Annotated in this window: 16 protein-coding genes; 15 read left to right on the plus strand and 1 reads right to left on the minus strand. The window is 47.4% G+C overall.

Going from position 1 to position 20,581, the window contains the following annotated elements; all coding sequences use genetic code 11:
- The first annotated feature begins 661 nt into the window (after positions 1 to 661).
- From EP073_RS07370 to proC, 13 genes are all read left to right on the plus strand, one after another.
- Complete coding sequence (locus EP073_RS07370) at positions 662 to 3,313, plus strand: CBS domain-containing protein (RefSeq protein ID WP_128466513.1); 2,652 nt, start codon at positions 662 to 664, stop codon at positions 3,311 to 3,313.
- Positions 3,310 to 4,269, plus strand: coding sequence for a PhoH family protein (locus EP073_RS07375; RefSeq protein ID WP_241653976.1), 960 nt, complete (start codon positions 3,310 to 3,312; stop codon positions 4,267 to 4,269). The genes EP073_RS07370 and EP073_RS07375 overlap by 4 nt, the downstream gene beginning before the upstream one ends.
- 1 nt (position 4,270) lies before the next feature.
- A complete protein-coding gene (gene ybeY, locus EP073_RS07380; RefSeq protein WP_206617450.1) occupies positions 4,271 to 4,726 on the plus strand; it encodes an rRNA maturation RNase YbeY in 456 nt (151 codons plus the stop codon).
- Between the two features lie 222 nt (positions 4,727 to 4,948).
- Positions 4,949 to 6,244 carry a hemolysin family protein gene (locus tag EP073_RS07385; RefSeq protein ID WP_128466514.1) on the plus strand — a complete coding sequence of 432 codons (1,296 nt, stop codon included), beginning with the start codon at positions 4,949 to 4,951 and terminating at the stop codon, positions 6,242 to 6,244.
- Positions 6,244 to 7,134 (plus strand): GTPase Era, encoded by an 891-nt coding sequence (era, locus tag EP073_RS07390; RefSeq protein ID WP_128466515.1) that lies wholly within the window; start codon positions 6,244 to 6,246, stop codon positions 7,132 to 7,134. The genes EP073_RS07385 and era overlap by 1 nt, the downstream gene beginning before the upstream one ends.
- Entirely contained in the window at positions 7,135 to 8,496 is a 1,362-nt protein-coding gene (gene mgtE, locus EP073_RS07395) for a magnesium transporter (protein ID WP_128466516.1), read from the plus strand.
- The gene (recO, locus tag EP073_RS07400) at positions 8,493 to 9,191 is read left to right on the plus strand and encodes a DNA repair protein RecO (protein ID WP_128466517.1); all 699 of its coding nucleotides are present in this window, start codon (positions 8,493 to 8,495) and stop codon (positions 9,189 to 9,191) included. Before mgtE ends, recO begins: the two co-directional genes overlap by 4 nt.
- A 151-nt stretch (positions 9,192 to 9,342) precedes the next feature.
- Entirely contained in the window at positions 9,343 to 10,338 is a 996-nt protein-coding gene (gene fbp, locus EP073_RS07405) for a class 1 fructose-bisphosphatase (protein WP_128466518.1), read from the plus strand.
- A complete protein-coding gene (locus tag EP073_RS07410) occupies positions 10,338 to 11,168 on the plus strand; it encodes a deoxyribonuclease IV (RefSeq protein ID WP_128466519.1) in 831 nt (276 codons plus the stop codon). The genes fbp and EP073_RS07410 overlap by 1 nt, the downstream gene beginning before the upstream one ends.
- 13 nt (positions 11,169 to 11,181) lie before the next feature.
- The gene (locus EP073_RS07415; RefSeq protein ID WP_128466520.1) at positions 11,182 to 12,714 is read left to right on the plus strand and encodes a bifunctional aminoglycoside phosphotransferase/ATP-binding protein; all 1,533 of its coding nucleotides are present in this window, start codon (positions 11,182 to 11,184) and stop codon (positions 12,712 to 12,714) included.
- On the plus strand, positions 12,704 to 13,708 hold the full coding sequence (locus EP073_RS07420; RefSeq protein ID WP_128466521.1) for an MBL fold metallo-hydrolase: 1,005 nt from the start codon (positions 12,704 to 12,706) through the stop codon (positions 13,706 to 13,708). Before EP073_RS07415 ends, EP073_RS07420 begins: the two co-directional genes overlap by 11 nt.
- Complete coding sequence (locus tag EP073_RS07425; protein ID WP_128466522.1) at positions 13,705 to 14,601, plus strand: alpha/beta hydrolase; 897 nt, start codon at positions 13,705 to 13,707, stop codon at positions 14,599 to 14,601. Before EP073_RS07420 ends, EP073_RS07425 begins: the two co-directional genes overlap by 4 nt.
- Complete coding sequence (proC, locus tag EP073_RS07430; RefSeq protein ID WP_128466523.1) at positions 14,588 to 15,400, plus strand: pyrroline-5-carboxylate reductase; 813 nt, start codon at positions 14,588 to 14,590, stop codon at positions 15,398 to 15,400. Before EP073_RS07425 ends, proC begins: the two co-directional genes overlap by 14 nt.
- Positions 15,401 to 15,998: 598 nt before the next feature.
- Here the strand turns inward: proC and EP073_RS07435 are convergent.
- Positions 15,999 to 16,223 (minus strand): DUF2917 domain-containing protein, encoded by a 225-nt coding sequence (locus tag EP073_RS07435; RefSeq protein ID WP_128466524.1) that lies wholly within the window; start codon positions 16,221 to 16,223, stop codon positions 15,999 to 16,001.
- A 154-nt stretch (positions 16,224 to 16,377) separates the two neighbouring features.
- Here EP073_RS07435 and EP073_RS07440 point away from each other — a divergent pair, with 154 nt between their 5' ends.
- Both EP073_RS07440 and EP073_RS07445 read left to right on the plus strand, forming a co-directional pair.
- Positions 16,378 to 17,298, plus strand: coding sequence for a LysR family transcriptional regulator (locus EP073_RS07440; protein ID WP_128466525.1), 921 nt, complete (start codon positions 16,378 to 16,380; stop codon positions 17,296 to 17,298).
- A gap of 400 nt (positions 17,299 to 17,698) precedes the next feature.
- Positions 17,699 to 20,533 carry an Lcl domain-containing protein gene (locus EP073_RS07445; protein ID WP_164885304.1) on the plus strand — a complete coding sequence of 945 codons (2,835 nt, stop codon included), beginning with the start codon at positions 17,699 to 17,701 and terminating at the stop codon, positions 20,531 to 20,533.
- Positions 20,534 to 20,581: the final 48 nt, after the last annotated feature.

Consider the following 20,581-nt stretch of genomic DNA (forward strand, 5'->3'; position numbering starts at 1 on the left):
GCGAGCGTGTATCCGAAATTTCCATGGATGGGAAATTTTGGATAATGGGATCCGACAAGGTGAGAAATATAATGAATGAGTGCCACCCGAGATTTTCCCGAAACAGAGGCAAGCAATGACACCGTCTGTTGTTACATCCGCTCCCAAGGAAGGGAGCGCGCCGTGCGGAGCGAAGCCTTGCCTAGCAAGGCGCGAGCGTGTATCCGAAATTTCCATGGATGGAAAATTTTGGATAATGGGATCCGACAAGGCGAGAAATATAATGAATGATTGCCATCCGAGATTTTCCCGAAACAGAGGCAAGCAATGACACCGTCTGTTGTTACATCCGCTCCCAAGGAAGGGAGCGCGCCGTGCGGAGCGAAGCCTTGCCTAGCAAGGCGCGAGCGTGTATCCGAAATTTCCATGGATGGAAAATTTTGGATAATGGGATCCGACAAGGCGAGAAATATAATGAATGATTGCCATCCGAGATTTTCCCGAAACAGAGGCAAGCAATGACACCGTCTGTTGTTACATCCGCTCCCAAGGAAGGGAGCGCGCCGTGCGGAGCGAAGCCTTGCCTAGCAAGGCGCGAGCGTGTATCCGAAATTTCCATGGATGGAAAATTTTGGATAATAAAAACAAATGAGGGATCTCAAATAGTTTCCGGTGCTGCTGCATGAAACTCCTTAAAGATATAAAAAAAGCGGTTATAACCCATAAAACCCCGGATTTTGACGCTCTCGCCAGCGCATGTGCCGCATGCGTTCTGCACGGGTGCGATGCGGTGCTGACGGTTACGTCATTTGAGGCTAACGTTGAGGACTATTTCAACGAAGAGGAAGTGACTCTCCCTGTGATACGCCTGAAAGAGAAGGAGTTTGAGGAAATAAAAAGCCTTGAGCTGCTTGTGGTCACCGACTGCAAGCTGGCGGAAAGAACCGCTCCTCTTGAGTGGCTGCTGAAAAAAGCGGACAAAATCATAATGTACGATCACCACCCCTCCCACGGGCGGGATATAGAAGCGGACGAAACTTATGTGGACGAAACAGGCTCAACTGTAACGATCATTATCAGAAAAATGAAGGAAACAGGCTTCACGCCTGATAAGCCTCTCGCAACCTTGATGATGCTGGGTCTGTATGAGGACACGGGGCTGCTCTCCTTCTCCAGCACCACCGCAGAGGATATACTGGCAGGCGCTTTTCTGCTGGAATCCGGAGCGGATTTGGAGCTGATAAGCGAGTATGTGAAGCGTGACATGAGCAAGGAGCAGATCTTCATTCTGAACGAACTGCTTGTGAATATGAATGTCTTTCATATTCAGGGCGCATCCGTGGGGCTCTCCTACGCAACCACAGACCGCTACATAGGCGAGATAGCCGTCATAGCCCACCGCATTATGGACATGGAGAGTATGGACGCGCTGTTCGTTGCTGTCCGTGCCGGAGAGCGCATAGTGCTTGTCGGGCGGAGCAGGGCGGACGAGATAGACTGCTCCGTTGTGATGGAACGTTTCGGCGGCGGCGGTCACTCCAGCGCAGCGAGCGCCATAGTAAAGAAGATGACTCTTACCGAATGCGTTGATCTGCTTAAAATAGTGATAAGCGAAAACATACACCCCGTGCGTCTTGCCAAGGATATAATGAATTCTCCGGTGAAAACCGTACCTATTACCGGCACGTTTGAGATGGCTATGGATCTTTTCATGAAATACAACCTGAATATGATGCCTGTGGTGGACAACGCGGGTCTGCCTGTGGGGCTTATATCCAGACGTGACATATTGCAGGGCATCAAGCACGGGCTTGACGGAGAACCTGTCCGCTCGCTTATGCAGATAGAGTTCCGCACTGTGGAGCCTGATGTGCCTTATTATCTGGCGGAGGAGATGATGCTCTCCCTGAATCAGAAAATGCTTCCTGTAGTTCATGAAGGCAGACTGAAAGGGGTTATTACCCGTACGGACCTTCTCCGTCTTATGCACGAGGAGATAACCAAGCTGCCGAGGCATCAGCAGAGTAAGCAGGCTCAGAAACTGAAAAATATAAGCTCACTGGTCAAAACATGTCTGCCCGACAGGGTAAGCAGGATACTGGAAGATATAGGCAGACTGGCTGAGAGTATGGGGCTGAATGCTTATCTGGTGGGTGGTGTGGTGCGTGATATTCTCATGCAGAACACAAACATGGACATTGATATAGTCGTGGAGGGTGACGCTCCGGCTCTTGCCAAGCGTTTTGCCGCCATGAAAAAGGCGAAGGTTTCAGAGCATTTCAAATTCAAGACAGCCGTTGTTATATTCAGGGACGGCTTCCGTGTTGACTTTGCCACATCCCGGACAGAATACTATACTAACCCGGCCTCAGCGCCGGAGGTGGAGAACGCCTCCATACGCAACGACCTCTACAGGCGTGATTTCAGCATAAACGCCATGGCGGTGAAGCTCACAGGGGACGATTTCGGACTGCTGCTGGATTTTTTCGGCGGACAGAAAGACATAATTGATAAAAAAATAAGGGTTCTGCACAGCCTGAGCTTTGTGGATGACCCGTCCAGATGCCTGCGGGGAGTGCGTTTTGCCGTGCGTTACGGTTTTGCTGTCGGTCCTCATACGGAGAAACTCCTGAAGCATGCGGTCTCCCTGAAGCTGCTTGAAAGGGTGGTGGGGCAGAGGATGTATCTGGAGCTGAAATACATCCTCTCCGAAGACAGCTATGTTGACGCGCTTTTGATGATGAAAAAGTACGATATGCTTAAGTTTTTCCATGAAAAACTGGCGATCGATGATTTCAAGCTGGACAGATTCGCTGTTTTGAAGAAGATTAACGGGTGGTACTCGTTTCAGTTTGAGGATAAACTTGAGCTTTGGATAAGCCGTTTCTGCATCCTTTTTGCCGATTTGAACAGGCAGGAGATGAAGCGCCTAGCCTCAAGGTTTGAGATCACCGGCAGGCTTTATGACGAGCTGGCGGACACTTTTTACAAGTTTAAACATGCCGTCTGGCAGGTGAGGCGTCTGAAAGATGTGAAAGCCTCCGCCATAACAGGGATTTTTGAAGGGATGAAGACAGAGGCGGTTACCGCCGCCGTGGCTGTTCTGGGGCAGGAATATGAATGGCTTCTGAAAGAATACCTCACTGTTTACAGGTTTGTGACGCCGTCTGTGGACGGAAACGACCTCAAATCGATGGGGATACCGCCTTCGGGCATTTACGGAGAAATACTTAAGGAAATTAAACGGGCTAAGCTTGATCATGAAATATCCTCAAAAGAGGAAGAACTTGACCTCGCAGAAAGAATTGCACGGGAAAGGGGAATAAAATTTTGAACAGAGAATACTCCGAAATTATAAGCATCCACCAGCCGCTGATACCTATTATACTCGGCAGCGGCGATCAGCACCTTAAGGCGGTTAAATCCGCATTTGATGTAAGCATAGCGGTAATCGGCGATGAATTTACCATAAAAGGCGCCAGAGCCGATGTTATGAGGGCTGTCCGCCTGATTGATCATCTGCGTGAGATGGCGATGAAGGGCGAGTTCACGGAAACAGGCGTAAGCGACGCTCTGAGGATGATGGACGATGATCAGGAGGTTGACGTAAGCGGAATCCTCCTTGAATCAATCAAAGTGTCGGGCAGAATCAAGAGCGTTTCGCCCAAATCTCCTAAGCAGAAGGAATATTTACAGACTATAAAGGATAAGGATCTTGTTTTCGGCATAGGTCCGGCAGGAACGGGAAAAACGTATCTCGCTATGGCGATGGGCGTTCATCTTTTTCTGAAGAAGAAGGTGGGGCGCATAATCCTCACCCGTCCGGCGGTTGAGGCGGGGGAAAATCTCGGCTTTCTGCCCGGTGACATAGCGGACAAGATAAACCCGTATCTTCGTCCTCTGTACGACGCGCTGTACAGCATGATGAACATAGAGCAGGTTGCGGCTCTGGTGGAAAAGAATATAATAGAGGTAGCGCCGCTGGCGTTCATGCGGGGGCGTACGCTGAATGACTCGTTCATTATTCTGGACGAAGCGCAGAACACCACAAGCGAGCAGATGAAGATGTTCCTCACCCGTCTGGGGTTCCGCTCCAAGGCGGTTGTCACGGGGGATATAACTCAGGTTGACCTGCCTTCCTCCAAGAAATCGGGACTGATACTTGTTAAGGATATACTGAAAGGGATAGACGACATAGGCTTTGTGGAATTCAGTCAGAAGGATGTTGTAAGACATTCTCTGGTGCAGAAAATTATTCAGGCTTACGAAGTATTTGAGGAGAAAAAATAAAGTGACGGCAGATGTTCTTTTAACCGATAAAATGTCCGGAGGCTTTACGGAGGAGTTTCTGACGAAGATTTCCATGGAGGTTTTCGCCTTCGCCGAAGCTGCGTTTGAAGAGGCTGAAATATCCGTTCTGATTACTGACGATGCCGAGATCCGAACCCTGAACTCTCAGTACAGGCAGAAGGATTACGCAACGGATGTGCTCTCGTTCCCCATGGCTGAATACCCGCTGAATGACGGCGGAATGCTGGGTGATATAGTTATTTCTCTGGATACCGCTAAGAAGCAGGCGGAAGAGAATGAGATTCCTCTTGTAAGAGAGTTTTCTTTTCTGTATATTCACGGGCTTCTTCATCTTCTGGGGTTCGACCACGAAACTTCCGAAGAGGATGAGAAGGAAATGTTTGATATGCAGGAGGAAATCCTGCGCAAACTTATTAAAAACGGATTGGTTTTGTGAAATTGTCAAATTATTTAAAGTCGCTGTTTTCAGGTATTTTTAGTATGGAACAGCAGTTTTTTTTGTGTTAATATCCGCTCATGAAAAAGAAACCTCCTTCCGAACCTTGCCCGAGTCCCATGTTTCCTTTTGACGGAAACACCGCACTTAAATTTTCTTACGGATATACTGCGCTCTTTTCTGCGGCGTATTTATTTATATTCTCATCAGAGGTGAATTGTTTTGGAAACTGACAGTATACTGTTTCAGTCGGTCTCAATATTCGTTTGTCTTATCCTTTCAGGCTTTTTTTCCGGCAGCGAGACTGCCCTGACCTCTCTCAGCGAGATGAAGGTCAGACATATGATCGAAGAAAACCCGAAGGCGAAAATCCTTGAGCTTTGGATTTACCACCCCAACAAGGTTCTTAACACAATCCTTATCGGCAACAACATCGTAAACATCCTTGCCTCCGTAATAGCTGCGGACATGATGCAGAAGATATTCGGCAACACTCAGATCGCCGCTGTAACCGGCGTTATGACGCTGATGATCCTTATCTTCGGCGAAATCACACCGAAAACCTTCGCCAAGCACAATGCGAAAGCGATGGCTATCGCCCTTATGCGCATTCTGAAAGTGTTTTATACAGTGTTTTTCCCAGCGACTTATGTAATGAATAAACTTGTGGTGGCGATGATTAAACTTTCAGGCGGCAAGCTGGACAAAAAACCGCAGATAACGGAAGAGGAGCTTGAGTTCATCATCAACGTGGGCGAGAAGGAAGGTGTGCTTGAAAACGGTCAGAAGGAGATGCTTCAGAACATCTTTGAACTGGGCGACATGAGCATCAAGGAAATAATGGTTCCCCGAAGAGACATTATAGCCGTCAACGTTAACGAAGACTTTGACAGCATAATGAACAAGGTTGTGGAGAACGAGTTCTCACGTCTGCCTGTTTATGAGGAAACCATTGATAAGATAATCGGCATTCTCAACGCCAAGGATCTGCTTGTGTTCACGAGAGAGGATGTAAGCAAGTTCAACCTCCGCGGCATGCTCCGTGCGCCTTACTTCATTCCCGGTACTAAAAAGATAGACAATATGCTCACAGAGTTTCAGAAGACAAGGAACCATATGGCGATTGTTCTGGACGAGTACGGCGGGGTGGCGGGACTTCTCACCCTTGAAAACGTGCTTGAGGAGATAGTGGGCGATATTTACGACGAGTATGATCAGGATGAAGTGAGCGATACAGAGGTCGAACAGACTGACGCTGATACTTATATACTTGACGCCATGATGGATATTGACGACTTCTGTGAAGAGTTCGGCATTGAAAAAACCGAAGAAATGGAAAAGTACGAAACCCTCGCGGGACTGGTTTACGATCTCGCAGGCAGAGTGCCGGAGCAGGGTGATTCGTACGTTTTCGGCGGCAGTACGCTCACTGTCCTTGAAATTGAGGACAGAAAAATATGCAGAATAGAGATGAAAAAGATACAGGATACTCCTGTGGCTGATGACGTGGAGGTCTGATGTCCGAAATATATAAAGCGGGGTTTGTCTCCATACTTGGCAGACCCAACGTGGGCAAATCCACACTGATTAACAGCCTCATAGGTGAGAAGATAGCCATAGTCTCCAACAAACCCCAGACGACAAGAACCAATATTCAGGGGATAAAGACAGGCGAGAACTACCAGATAGTTTTCATCGATACGCCCGGCTACCACAAGGCGAAGGATACTCTTAACAGGCTTATGGTTCAGCAGGCAGCGGACTCCATAGACATGGCGGATATTATCTTCCTTATGGTTCAGGCTGACGAGCATATGGGACCGGAGTTCAGAAACCTTGTGAAGATACTTGAAGAGTCAAAGGCGACAAAGTTTCTCGTGATAAACAAGCTGGACATATTCAAGAAGGAGAAGGCGTTTCTTCTTGCTGAAAAGATGTTTCCCGTGCTGAATTTTACCGAGGTAGTGCCTATAAGCGCACGTACAGGCAAAAATATTGACCTTCTTGTTGAACTTGCCGTGAAGCATCTGCCTGAGGGCATGCCCATGTTTGACAGTGAGGAGATAACGACTGTTCCCGAAAAGATGCTCATAGCGGAGTACATAAGGGAACAGGTGTTCGAGCAGCTTCAGGATGAGCTTCCGTACCGCATAGTGGTGGAAACCGAATCCGTTGAGGACACCGAGGACGGACGCATGGAGATAAGCGCGTCGATTATTGTCGATCGTGAAAGCCACAAGGGAATGGTCATCGGCAAGCAGGGCGCACGCCTCAAAGAGATTGGAACAAAAGCGAGAATGAATCTGGAGAAATTTTTCGGAGTCAAAATTCATCTTGCATTATGGGTTAAGATTCGTAATGATTGGGCAGACAAGAATGAATTTTTGAGAATACAAGGACTCCGGTAGATGCTCACTCCGAGATTAAAGGTTTCACTAGAAAGCGTCAAAAAACTTATCAGAAGAAACGCGAAGGTCGCACTTGAGAAAACGCTTTCCAAGCTGCATCCTGCGGATATTGCAATTATATACAATAACCTCAACGATATAGACGGAAAAAAACTCTGGAACAACATCAAAGATGAAAAGCTTATGGCGGAAATCATCGCTGAGATGAACGAAGCCGATGTAATTGATGTTATTTCCGATCAGAAGCCCGAGAAAATCGCCAGAATAGTTGAACACATGGAAAGTGACGACGCGGCGGATGTCGTGCGTCTGCTCCCTGATGAAATATCTGATTCCGTTCTCAGTTTCATGGGTGACAGCGATCAGATAAGCGAAGTGGAACAGCTCCTTAACTACGAAGAATATACGGCTGGTTCAATAATGAACACCAGCTATTTTTCTCTGAACGAGGAGACCACTGTTAAGGAAGCCACCAAGTCGCTCCACGGGGCAAAAAATGTGGACATGGTTTTCTATCTCTATGTTACGGATGATGAAAACAGGCTTGTGGGCGTTATCTCCCTCCGTCAGCTTATCCTGAACCCGCCCGAGAAAAAGCTTTATGAAATAATGACCACCGATGTAATACACGTGACCACCTATGAGGATCAGGAAGACGTGGCAAAGGTGGTTGAAAAATATGATCTTCTCGCCGTTCCTGTTGTAGATGAGTTTAATGTTCTCGCCGGTATTATCACTGTTGACGACGTAATCGACATCATCCGTGAGGAAGCCACGGAAGACTTCTATATGATGGTCGGTTCATCGGATGATGAGCTTCTCTTCGCCAACAATTCTATGAAAATCGCCAAGGTCAGACTGCCGTGGCTCATTGTAACCTTTGTGGGCTCAATAGTCGCCAGTATTGTTCTTACCTTTTTTCAGGGGCATGCAAGGGATTTTGCCATGCTTGTTCCCTTTGTTCCTATTATCATGGCTATGGCGGGCAACGCGGGCAGCCAATCCGCCACAATCCTCATACGGGGCGTGGCTCTGGGTAAAATATCCACTTCGGATATTATTCCCATCATGCTGAAAGAGATGCGGGTGGGCATGATAATGGGCATAACCATAGGCGTCCTTCTTGTCTTTATTGCCCCTTTATGGTCGGGCTCTCCGATCATCGGGTTTGTGGTAGGAACGGCAATGTTTTTTGCTATGACTCTCGCCACTTTCTCAGGCACATTTGTTCCCGCTACGCTGATCAGGTTCAATTTTGACCCTGCGGTTGCCTCCAGCCCCTTTATCAGCATGCTTAACGACATCTTGGGTCTTTCCATATACTTCTCGGTTTCAGCGGTTCTTCTTCGCTATTTCGGATGAGCAGGCACTTAACAGACGCCATAATCTATAAACTCCACAGATATTCAGACTCTTCCGCAATCGCGCGGGCTTTCACTGCGGATTTCGGCAAAATCAAGCTGTTTGTGCCCAAGGCTTTCAGCAAAAAGGGCGGGCTCCTCACCTGTTTTCCGGGTATTCTGGATTTTCAGATGAAGGAAACATCCGACCTCAGCCGCTTTTACGCTTTCACTCAGAAACCTGAATTTCACAGATTCATCAACAGCCATGAAATAATGATCCGCCTGCATTTTATCTTTGAGGTTATGGACGCTCTCTACGAGGAAAGAGAAAAGGACGGATACCTTATGCGCCTTATTATGAAAATTGATGATACCAACTTCCGGAAGGCGGCTTCCTTCACTGTGAGGCATATGTTTGAGAAAAACGGCGTGCTGCCGGATTTCAGAGAGTGCGCAGGCTGCGGAACTGCCGAATGCGCCGAGGGGATTGTTCTCGGAGGTGAGTTCTTCTGCGGAAACTGCCGCAGGGCAGGGGTAAAAGTTACGGGCGCAGTCATGCTTTTCATGAAGAGCGCCCTTAGCAGCGAGATGATGAAAAACCTGATAATAAACAGAGAAAATGAAACAGAGATTATTTCATTTTTTACTGACTTCTATAAATCCCTTTACAGTAAGGAGCTTAAGAGCGCCGCCACACTCAGCGTACTTCTTTAAGCATCCTAAAGCTTTACAAATCTTTGTGAATTTTTTACTATAGCAAAAAGCTATATGACTTAGACACAGTCAGAGTAATATACACAGATTACTGCGGTAAAAACCGTTCCATGGATGGAACTGCGGTAAATTAAGGTCGGGAGACATCGCAATGCAGAAGGGGTTGACTAATCTCAACAGGTATCTGCTTGAGGAGCAGAGAAAATATCCTCACGCCACAGGTGACTTTACATTTATCATAGAACAGATCGCCTTCGCCTCCAAAATAATAGCCCGTGAAGTAAACAAGGCGGGCATAGTGAACATTCTCGGGAAAGCCCAATCCGTGAATGTTCATGGTGAAGACCAGCAGAAGCTGGACGTGTACTCCAATGCCAAGATGATCGAAGCTCTCGATCACATAGGCAAGCTCTGCGCCATGGGGTCTGAGGAGTGTGAGGATATTGTTCCCATCCCCGATAAATATCCCAAGGGCAAATATGTAGTGGTGTTTGATCCGCTGGACGGTTCAAGCAACATCGATGTGAACATCAGCATCGGAACAATTTTCGGTGTGTACAGAGCAGTGACAGAAGGCAATCAGGGCACTGTGGAGGATTTTCTTCAGTCCGGCAGAAACCTTGTCGCCTCTGGCTATGTTATCTACGGCTCAAGCACAATGCTTGTATACACTGCGGGCAACGGGGTGAGCGGCTTCACCCTTGATCCGGGTGTGGGTGAGTTTCTTCTCAGCCATGAAAACATCAAAATACCCGAAAAGGGCAAAATATACAGCTTTAATGAAGCTAACTTCGACAGATGGACTCCTGAAATTCAGAACTATGTCAAATCACTTCGCAGCAATAAGGAAAGGCAGTATACGGGACGCTACATAGGCTCCCTTGTTGCCGATTTCCACCGCAATCTTCTGAAAGGCGGCGTATTCGCTTACCCGGGCGACACCAATAATCCCAACGGCAAGCTGAGGCTTCTTTACGAAGCGGCTCCCCTTGCCTACATTGTCGAGCAGGCAGGCGGCGCGGCAACGGACGGGATAAACAACATCCTTGACATCAAACCTGAAGGAATCCATCAGAGAACGCCTCTTGTGATAGGCTCCAAATACGAAGTCGAGCTCTACCGCAAGTATGTAACGGGTGAGGTTTAATGCGCATTGGCGCGCACCAGTCCATATCAGGCGGAATATATAAAAGCATTGAAAGAGCCTTGCATGACGGATGCGAGGCTCTTCAGGTTTTTGTGCGCAACGCCAGCAGGTGGGAGTCGAAACCTCTAAACGAAAAAGATGCGGAAAAATTCAGACAGAAGGCGGAAGATTTCGGCACAGAGAATATCTGCGCCCACGCCTCATATCTCATCAACCTTGCCTCCGCCAGCGGAGATATATACTCCAAATCGCTTAAAGCATGCGCAGACGAGCTTTCCAGATGCGGGAAACTCGGTATTCCCTATTATGTGATTCATCCCGGTTCCTTCACCGGTTCAACACTTGAAGACGGAATCAGACGCATCGCCGTCTCTCTGGACAGAATTTACCATGAAAACGGATTCAGAACCATGACTCTGCTTGAGATAACCGCAGGGCAGGGTTCATCCGTGGGCTGCTCTTTTGAGCATATGGAAGAAATAATAAATCTTGCGTCATGCAGTGAAAAGATAGGTTTATGCCTTGACTCATGTCACATGTTCAGCGCAGGATATGATATTGTGAATGATTATGATTCGGTTTTTGACTCTCTTTCTGAAAAATTCGGCGATAAAATAAGGGTGTTTCACCTCAACGATGCCAAAAAACCTCTGGGAAGCAGAGTTGACAGGCATGCGATGATAGGAAAGGGTGAAATAGGCGAAGAATTTTTCAGAAAAGCGGTTAACGAATCCGGATTCGGGCATATGCTGGGCATTCTGGAAACACCGATAGGAGAGGGCAGCACCTACGCCTCTGAGGTGAATCTGCTTAAGTCATACAGAATATAAAGGAGCAAAAGTGATGGAAGCGCCGATAGTTATGATAATGAAGGATCTCCTCAAGCCTGAAAAGGTTGTGGAGACGCATATATCCTATGTTTTTCTCACAGCGGACAAAGTTTACAAGGTCAAAAAGAACGTGAATTTCGGTTTTCTGGATTTCTCAAGACTCAAGCTTCGCAAGCAGTACTGCCTTCTGGAAAAGGAGCTGAACGGACGCTTCTGTGAGGGGATTTACGGCGAGGTGCTGAAGGTCGCCCGCAAGGAAAAATCCTTTGAAATAACCGAATATGAAAATACACAGAACACACTGGAGTATGTGGTGACCATGAAGCGCATACCGGAAGACTGCTTCCTTTCATATAAGGTCAAAGAAGGGCTTATAACAGTGGACGATATGCGCAAAACAGGCAGGCATATAGCCGATCTCTTTTCGTCAATCAATACTGATGAGGCTTCTGCGGAGGAGAACGGAGGGGCGTCCGTGGTGCGTTTTAACTGCGGGGAAAACTTCTCACAGACTGAAAGCTTCGCAGGAAGATTCATCGATAAGTTATTCTATGATTTCATAAAAAAGGAAACACTGGCGTTTTTGGACAAGCATAGTGACATATTCGCCTCAAGAGTGAAAAGCGGCTTTGTTGTCAACGGACACGGTGATCTTCGTGCCGAGCATGTATTTTTTGAAAGAGACAAGGTCGGACTTATAGACTGCATTGAGTTCAATAAACGCTTCCGCTACAATGATGTAGTGTCTGAGGCGGCGTTCATCTGCATGGAGCTTGATGAGCTGGGCAGAACCGATCTGTCGGACGCTCTGGCAGAGGGCTTCTTTGAAAAATATAATGATGAAAACAGCATAAAGCTTTTTAATTTCTATAAATGCTACAGGGCTTTTGTCCGAGCTAAGGTAACCTGCTTCCTCCTTGCGCAGAAAGGTGAGGAATGGGAAGGCTTTGCGGGTGCAAAAAAGAGTGTTGACAGGCTTATTGATCTCGCCGCTGCCTACGCTCTAAATATGGAACAGGCTAAAACACTGATGTTTTACGGATATATGGGCTGCGGAAAGTCCAAGAACGCTAAAGTGTTTTCGGAAAAATTTGCCGCCGCTAACTATAACACAGACGTGGAGCGTAAGCTCCTCTGTGGTCTTCAGCCTACGGACAGCAGAAAGATAGAGATGGAGACGGGCATTTACATCCGTGAAAAATCCCTTGAGGTCTATGCTCACCTAGGCAGAAAAGCCGCAGAAAAGGCGAAAACAGGGCGAATGACTGTTCTGGACGGAACATTCTCCGATCCGGCGTTTGTTAAAGCGGCGGAAGAGAGCACGGATTTTGACAAAAAAATCCTATTCACCGCTGATGATTCCGTTATTTTGGAACGCTTTAAGGAAAGAGCCAAAAAAACGGCTGTGACAGACGGCAGGGAAGAGATATATTTTCAGCACAAGGATAAATTTGTTGACGCCGGAGCGGATCTGTCTGTCGAAACAACGGGCTGCATAGAGGACAACGCAAGGCGTATTATGGAGTTTCTGATTAATGAAGAATAACTTTTCCGTGGTGCAGGTAAACTCCCCGTTTGAGGATACGGCGTTTTTTGTCCGCAATATATATAAAAAAAACGCGTTTCTGCTGGACTGCGGCAAAATAGGCTCACTGACCAATCAGGAAGTACTGAGCATTTATGATATATTCATAAGCCACACTCACATAGACCATTTTTACGGATTCGACCGCATACTGCGCGGCTCGCTTATGGCGGAGAAAACCATCAGGATTTTCGGTCCGCCGGGGATAATAAAAAACGTTCGGGGTAAGCTGGATTCATACACATGGAACCTGATTAAAAGCTACGCAATTAATTTTGATGTGATAGAACTCAGCGAGACAAGGCTTCACAAACGTGCCCTGTTTATGGCTGAGAACGGCTTTGAAGGCATTTACTCTGAGATACTTCATGATGACATAGATTTGGGAGAGGGCTTCACATTCGATTTCGTATTCTTTGAACACAGGGTAACGTCTGTGGGCTACCGAATAAAGGAGAAGCCGCTGATCTCTGCGGACGGAGAGCTCATGGAGAAGTCGGGCTTTCGTCCGGGCAAATGGGTGGGGCAGCTTAAGAAAAAGGTTGAGAACGGCTACCCGCATGATGAAACCATAGATGTCCAGACGGCAGACGGTTTTGTGTCTGTGACTGTTTCTGAGCTTGAGGCGAAATTCATTACAAAACATTATCCGCAGGATATAACTTTCGTAACGGACATAGCGCCCAGCTACTCCAACTACCTGAAAGCCATAGAGTTTGCGAAGGGAGCAAAATCTCTTCTCATAGAAGGGGTTTTTATGAAGGAGGACATTCTCCACGCCATAGATAAGCAGCACCTCACCCTTGATCTGGCGAAAACTATTTACGCCAGATCCGGCGCTGAAAAAGTGCGTTTTTTTCACTTCGCTCCAAGATACGACCGTGACAGAGGACCTTTTCTGAAAAGGCTTTATGACGGTTTTGACGGTGAAATACTTGAGGTTGAGGTAAGATGAAGCTGCTCATAATCCTTGTTATATTTTTTGCCGCCGCAGGATTGTTTTTTGCGGGCAGGTCAAAACTTATCACTCTCAAGCCGTTCGTTAATCTCAAAGGGGTTCAGGATTACGAGCTTGAGGTAATGGACTATAAGCGGGCTGAATCAGAGATAGTGACAGAAAAAGAGAATTACCCCAAATTCTATAAAGGCGGTAAGACCGGCGTGCTGCTTATTCACGGCTTTACGGGAGCCCCCTACGAGCTTATTCCTCTGGCTGAGTACCTGCACAGTGAAGGCTTTACGGTTTATCTTGCCAGAGTCGCCGGACACGGCTCAGACCCGGAGAACCTCAATGAGCTTACCTATGAGGATTGGTATGAGTCGGTGAAATACGGCTACTTCCTCCTGAAGAATAATTGTGATAAGATAATTGTCACGGGTCAGAGCATGGGCGGACTGATTGCCTTGAACACAGTGATTAAAAACGGTGCGGACGGACTCATTCTCCTTGCTCCTTGCATAAAAATAAAGAATCCGCTCTCGGTTTTTGTGCCTTATGTAAAACACTTTAAAAAGTATGATCACAAAAATATTGAAGCGGATGAACAAAAATTCTTCTATAATACATATCCCATGGAAGGCGTACATCAGCTGATTATGTTCACTGAATATACTGAACCTCTTGCGGAAAAGATAAATATTCCTGTCCTCATGTTTCAGCACATGGGGGATAAGGTAGTCAGCGCTGAGGCTTCACGTGAGTTTTTCGGACGCATAGGCAGCCAAAATAAGAAGGCTGTGTATTTCGACAATGATGACAGCGGCTATCATGCTCTCTGCGGTGCAAAAAACCCGCACAGGGATGATATGTTCGCTGAGATTAAGGAGTGGATAGATGTCATTAAGTAACAGGAAAATCGGGTTTATCGGAGCAGGAAACATGGCGTTTGCCTTAATGAAAGGGCTTGTGAACTCCGGTCTTGTACCACCTGAAAACATAATGGCATCTGATCCGGAACCGTCAAGGTTTGAAGGCTTGAGCAAATCTCTGAATATCACCATTACCACCGATAATATAGCGGTCGCTAAAAAGAGCGATATTATAATGATTTGTGTAAAACCGCAGGTAGCAAAATATGTGATGGATGAAATAAGCCAGTTTCTGAAAGATAAGCTGCTTATTTCCATTGCCGCAGGTGTCAAAACAGATTTTTTTGAGCATTACCTCAGCGGACTTCGGGTTATCAGGGTTATGTCAAATACTCCCGCGCTGGTAGGCGAGGGCTCATCCGCCATATGCGCCGGCAAATACGCCGGAAAGCCGGAGCTTGAGATAGCGGACAAGCTTTTCTGCTCTGTGGGCAAGGTGGCTGTGATAGAGGAAAAATATATGGACGCTGTGACGGGTCTCTCCGGCAGCGGTCCTGCCTATGTTTTCAAGTTTATTGAGGCTCTTTCCGATGCGGGTGTGAAGCTGGGCTTAAGCCGTGAGACATCCCGCATGCTTGCTGCTCAGACTGTTTACGGCTCCGCTAAGCTTGTTCTAGAAACGGGTGAGCATCCCATGGCGCTTAAGGATATGGTTACCTCCCCCGGCGGAACGACCATTGTCGGCGTCCACATGCTTGAGAAAGGCGGCTTCTCCGCGGCTATTATTGATGCAGTGGAAGAAGCTACGAAACGTTCGGAAGAGCTCGGGAAGAAATAGACCTGCGATTCCAATGATGGAATCGCGCCGTGCGAAGCGAAGCCGCATTTACTGCGGCGCGAGCGTGTATCCAAAATTTCCATGGATGGCAAATTTTGGATTGTCAAAACAGAAGAAGCTACGAAACGTTCGGAAGAGCTCGGGAAGAAATAGACCTGCGATTCCAATGATGGAATCGCGCCGTGCGAAGCGAAGCCGCATTTACTGCGGCGCGAGCGTGTACATCAAACTGACAGGATGTGCAGTTTGATGTTATTGATATAGACGTAAACAGTCCCAAGGACGGGACTGCGCCGTGCGAAGCGAAGCCGCATTTACTGCGGCGCGAGCGTGTACATCAAACTGACAGGATGTACAGTTTGATGTTATTGATATAGACGTAAACAGTCCCAAGGACGGGACTGCGCCGTGCGAAGCGAAGCCGCATTTACTGCGGCGCGAGCGTGTACATCAAACTGACAGGATGTGCAGTTTGATGTTATTGATATAGACGTAAAAAAGCGGGGAGTTCTTCAGCATCTCCCCGCCTCTATTGTTATTTCAGGGGTAAACCTGAAACAGGAGCCACAGTAGAGGACAGGCGCTCAAGCCTGCATAATCAGTTTATTTCCATTGAGAACATTGATTCTGTTCCGCCCTGAATGACAAGGCGGTGCAGGGGAAAAAGGCTTACCTTTTCTCCGCTTTTCACCACAATATCGCCTTCCTTTGTTCCGGTTATCCACAGCTTTCCCTGTTCGCATACAAGGCTCGCCTTTTTGACGCCGTTAAGTGATACGAGCTTGTCTTTCCCGAGAGACATTCTAAGGCTTTTTCCTTTCATGGCGCACTCCTATGAAGCGTTCATTATAACAGAATATACATTACCCAAACTTATTGACCGTTAACTTTTGATATGCTTAAATATCACTGAAAAACGGATAAAACAAATATTGCTTTTCAATCACAGCGTTCGGAAAAATAGAACGGAGATTAATATGGAGCTTTATCAGCTAAAATCATTCGCCGTAATAGCGGAGATGAAAAACCTCACAAAAGCCGCCGGAAGCCTCAATATAAGCCAGTCTGCGCTGAGTACTCAGATTAAAAGTCTTGAGGACGAGCTGGGGCTGGAACTCTTCACCCGCAACTCCAGAGGGATGGAACTGAACGATAAAGGGAGAGTGCTTCTTACCCACGCTCAGGAAATTCTTAAAGCCGCTGACAGTATGAAACGCAAGGCGGGTTTGCTGGGCGATACGGTTATCGGTGATGTGACGGTAGGGATAAACACCGAGCCCGCCTTTCTGCGTGTGAGTGAAATCTCAAGGCTGATAGCTCTTGAATATCCGGAACTGAATGTGATTCTCATGGCATGCCAGAGTGTGGACACAGAAGATATGCTCAAACGGAGAGTACTGGACGCCAGCTTCTTTTACCATCATCCCATAAGCAGCGAGATCGAGTATGAGGTTCTGGAAGATGCCGAAATCTGCATAGCCGGAACACCTGATTTCCTTGAGGGCAAATCCTCATGGCAGGAGATAGCCGCAACTCCGTGGGTCTGGGCGGGCTACGGATGTCCCTTTTATATAGCTGTTTTGTCGAAGTTCGAGGCGCTGGGGCTAAAGATCAAACAAGCAATAAACTGCGAGGACGAATATGTTATCAGAGAGCTTGTTCTGGACGGTCACGGTCTGGGAATGCTCCGTCTTGAAAGGGCGAAGCAGCTTGAGAAGGAGGGAAGGCTTGTGATCTGGAAGGACGGCATAATCCCCGTCAAGCTTTGTTTGGGCTGGCTCAAGGGACGCAGCGAAGATTCCGAGGTAAATGTAGTGAGAAACGCTGTGAGAAAAGTTTTTCAGCATAATGTGGAACCCGCTGTTGGGGCGCATGGTGTCATGTGGAGCTTAACCTGATAAGAAATTTATATATTATGTATTTATTCAATAAAGCATGAATCCTTCCTACCCGTTCGGGTAGTTGTGCGTCATATGTTTCAAAGTGTATATTAACTTTGCCCGTAAAAGCTTGGAAAGTTTCTGTTTTCTTTCTGCCGGAGCCCCCTGAACGCTGAATTCAGAGGAAAGAGCAATAATGACGCTCATGGACGGAGAGATTGCAAAACTGTGCCGGCTGCCGCTCCCGGCTTGTCCGGTACGGGAGCGGTAATCGGTGTGGTATGCTTTTAAAAAAATCAGCAGAAGTATTCACTGTTGTTCGGCAATCTGCCAGAAATAAAAATAAAGCTATTTCTGATCCGGGGCTGATATGAAATATTCGCGCAGTTATTCTTTCTTTTTTACCGTTTTGCTTATTATGATATTCTCCATTTCCTGCGGAAGCGGCAGCGGAGGTGCTGATAATGGAAACGGTGACAGTGATGAAGACGGAAATACAAACTCGGCTCCACAACTCACGGGAATCCCTCAGACATCCGTAACAGCCGGTTCTGTTTACAGCTTCATCCCTCAGGCAAGCGATCCTGATGGGGATGTACTGATCTTCGAGGTATTCAACAAACCGTCATGGGCATCTTTCAGCAGCTCAACAGGAGAACTGAGAGGCACGCCTTCAACGGGAGACACAGGAACCTACAACGGAGTGATAATAACTGTCAGAGATGCTTCCGATGCCGCCGTATTACCTCCTTTCAGTGTAAGTGTTTATTATGATAATTCTCCGCCGGATATAACAGGCACGCCCCAAACATCGGCAACGGCGGGCAGCTCATACTCCTTTAGTCCGTCCGCAACTGACCCGGATGGAGACAGTCTCTCCTATGAAATAGTCAATAAACCCTTATGGGCTTCCTTCAGCGCATTAACAGGAATCCTCAGCGGCACTCCGCAGACAGAGCATACTGGTGTGTACAACGGCATTATTATAAAAGTTACAGATAATAAAGGCGGTTCAGATTACCTTTCTTCTTTTTCCGTAACCGTTTATGCGGTTAATACTCCGCCGCAGATAAATGGAACACCGATCATGGCAATAACATCCGGCACAGCGTATGCCTTTGCTCCCTCAGTCAGCGACGCAGACGGAGACACACTCACTTACAATATACTGAATAAGCCTTCATGGGCTGCTTTTGACAATTCCACAGGCGTACTCACCGGAACTGCGGTTGCGGGTGTTTACGGCGGCATAGTTATAACCGTTTCAGATGGTAAAGGCGGCATGTCAGCGCTGCCTGCGTTCGGTATCACTGTTTATGCGGTTAACACTCCGCCGCAGATAAACGGAACGCCTCTTGCTTCACTTACATCCGGCACAGCGTATGCCTTTGTTCCCTCAGTCAGCGACGCAGACGGAGACACACTCACTTGCAATATACTGAACAAGCCTTCATGGGCCGCTTTTGACAATTCCACAGGCGTACTCACCGGAACTGCGGTTGCGGGTGTTTACGGCGGCATAGTTATAACCGTTTCAGATGGTAAAGGCGGCATGTCAGCGCTGCCTGCGTTCGGTATCACTGTTTATGCGGTTAACACTCCGCCGCAGATAAACGGAACGCCTCTTGCTTCACTTACATCCGGCACAGCGTATGCCTTTGTTCCCTCAGTCAGCGACGCAGACGGAGACACACTCACTTGCAATATACTGAACAAGCCTTCATGGGCCGCTTTTGACAATTCCACAGGCGTACTCACCGGAACTGCGGTTGCGGGTGTTTACGGCGGCATAGTTATAACCGTTTCAGATGGTAAAGGCGGCATGTCAGCGCTGCCTGCGTTCGGTATCACTGTTTATGCGGTTAACACTCCGCCGCAGATAAACGGAACGCCTCTTGCTTCACTTACATCCGGCACAGCGTATGCCTTTGTTCCCTCAGTCAGCGACGCAGACGGAGACACACTCACTTACAATATACTGAATAAGCCTTCATGGGCTGCTTTTGACAATTCCACAGGCGTACTCACCGGAACTGCGGTTGCGGGTGTTTACGGCGGCATAGTTATAACCGTTTCAGATGGTAAAGGCGGCATGTCAGCACTGCCTGCGTTCGGTATCACTGTTTATGCGGTTAACACTCCGCCGCAGATAAGCGGAACGCCGGACACATCTGTTCATCCGGGGTATGTATATCTTTTTGAACCTGTCGGAAACGATCCAGATGGAGATATTGTGATTTACTCCATTGAAAATATGCCCTCATGGGCTGATTTCAGCAGGTATTTCGGTATACTCACCGGAACACCTTCTGCGAGAGATGTCGGTACTTACGCAGATATTGTGATAAGCATCAGTGACGGCATAAGCACCGTCCTGCTTGCTCCTTTCACTGTCAATGTGGCGTTCCCGCCTTTAGGAGTGCTGAAAACAGGGCAGACAGTGAGCTATATGAACTATGATGACGGCTTTTATCAGAAGGGTATCACCAGAAGCTACAGCAGGACAGATGAAATAGTAACCGATACGGTAACAGGGCTTCACTGGCAGGATAATGCAGATGTTGAAACAGTACAAAGAGACTGGCAGGGGGCTATTGACTATTGTGACGCGCTTGAACTGGGCGATTATGATGACTGGCGTTTACCCGTTGGAAAAGAACTTATGTCAATTGTTGATCACACAAGGAATGTTCCGGCTCTTGATCCGATCTTTGAGAATATAAATCCGGATCCGTATATGCAGTACTGGTCATCAACAGATTATAGTACCAATGATGCTTTACGTGTCAGTTTTTGGTCAGGTGTAGAGTCTTCCTTTGATAAAACATCTGCTTTATTTGTTCGTTGCGTACGGGGGGACACTTTACCTCAGAGCAGTTTTACCAGAGACAATGTGGAGGAAACAGTGGAGGACACAGCAACAGGCTTGATATGGCAGGACAATGCGGAGGTTGCTTCTGAAACATATGCTTGGCAGGGTGCAATAAGCAACTGTGAACTGCTTATTACTGGCGGGCACGATGACTGGCGTTTGCCTAACATAAATGAACTTAAAACTCTAGCTGACTACACAATGTCCAATCCTGCTATATACTCCGCATTCCAGAATACGGCAAATGCTTACTATTGGTCATCAACTACAAATCCTCTCATTCTATCCGGCGCATGGGAAGTTAATTTCGGTACCGGTTTCACTTACAATAGCCCCAGAACCGATGGTCGTTATGTCCGTTGTGTCCGAGGCGGGCAGTGACCGCAAAGTATTTATAATTGCCGGACGCACATCCTGTCGTCCGCCTGA

Origin of the sequence: Geovibrio thiophilus, from assembly GCF_004087915.1 — a bacterium.
Classification (GTDB): Bacteria; Chrysiogenota; Deferribacteres; order Deferribacterales; family Geovibrionaceae; genus Geovibrio; species Geovibrio thiophilus.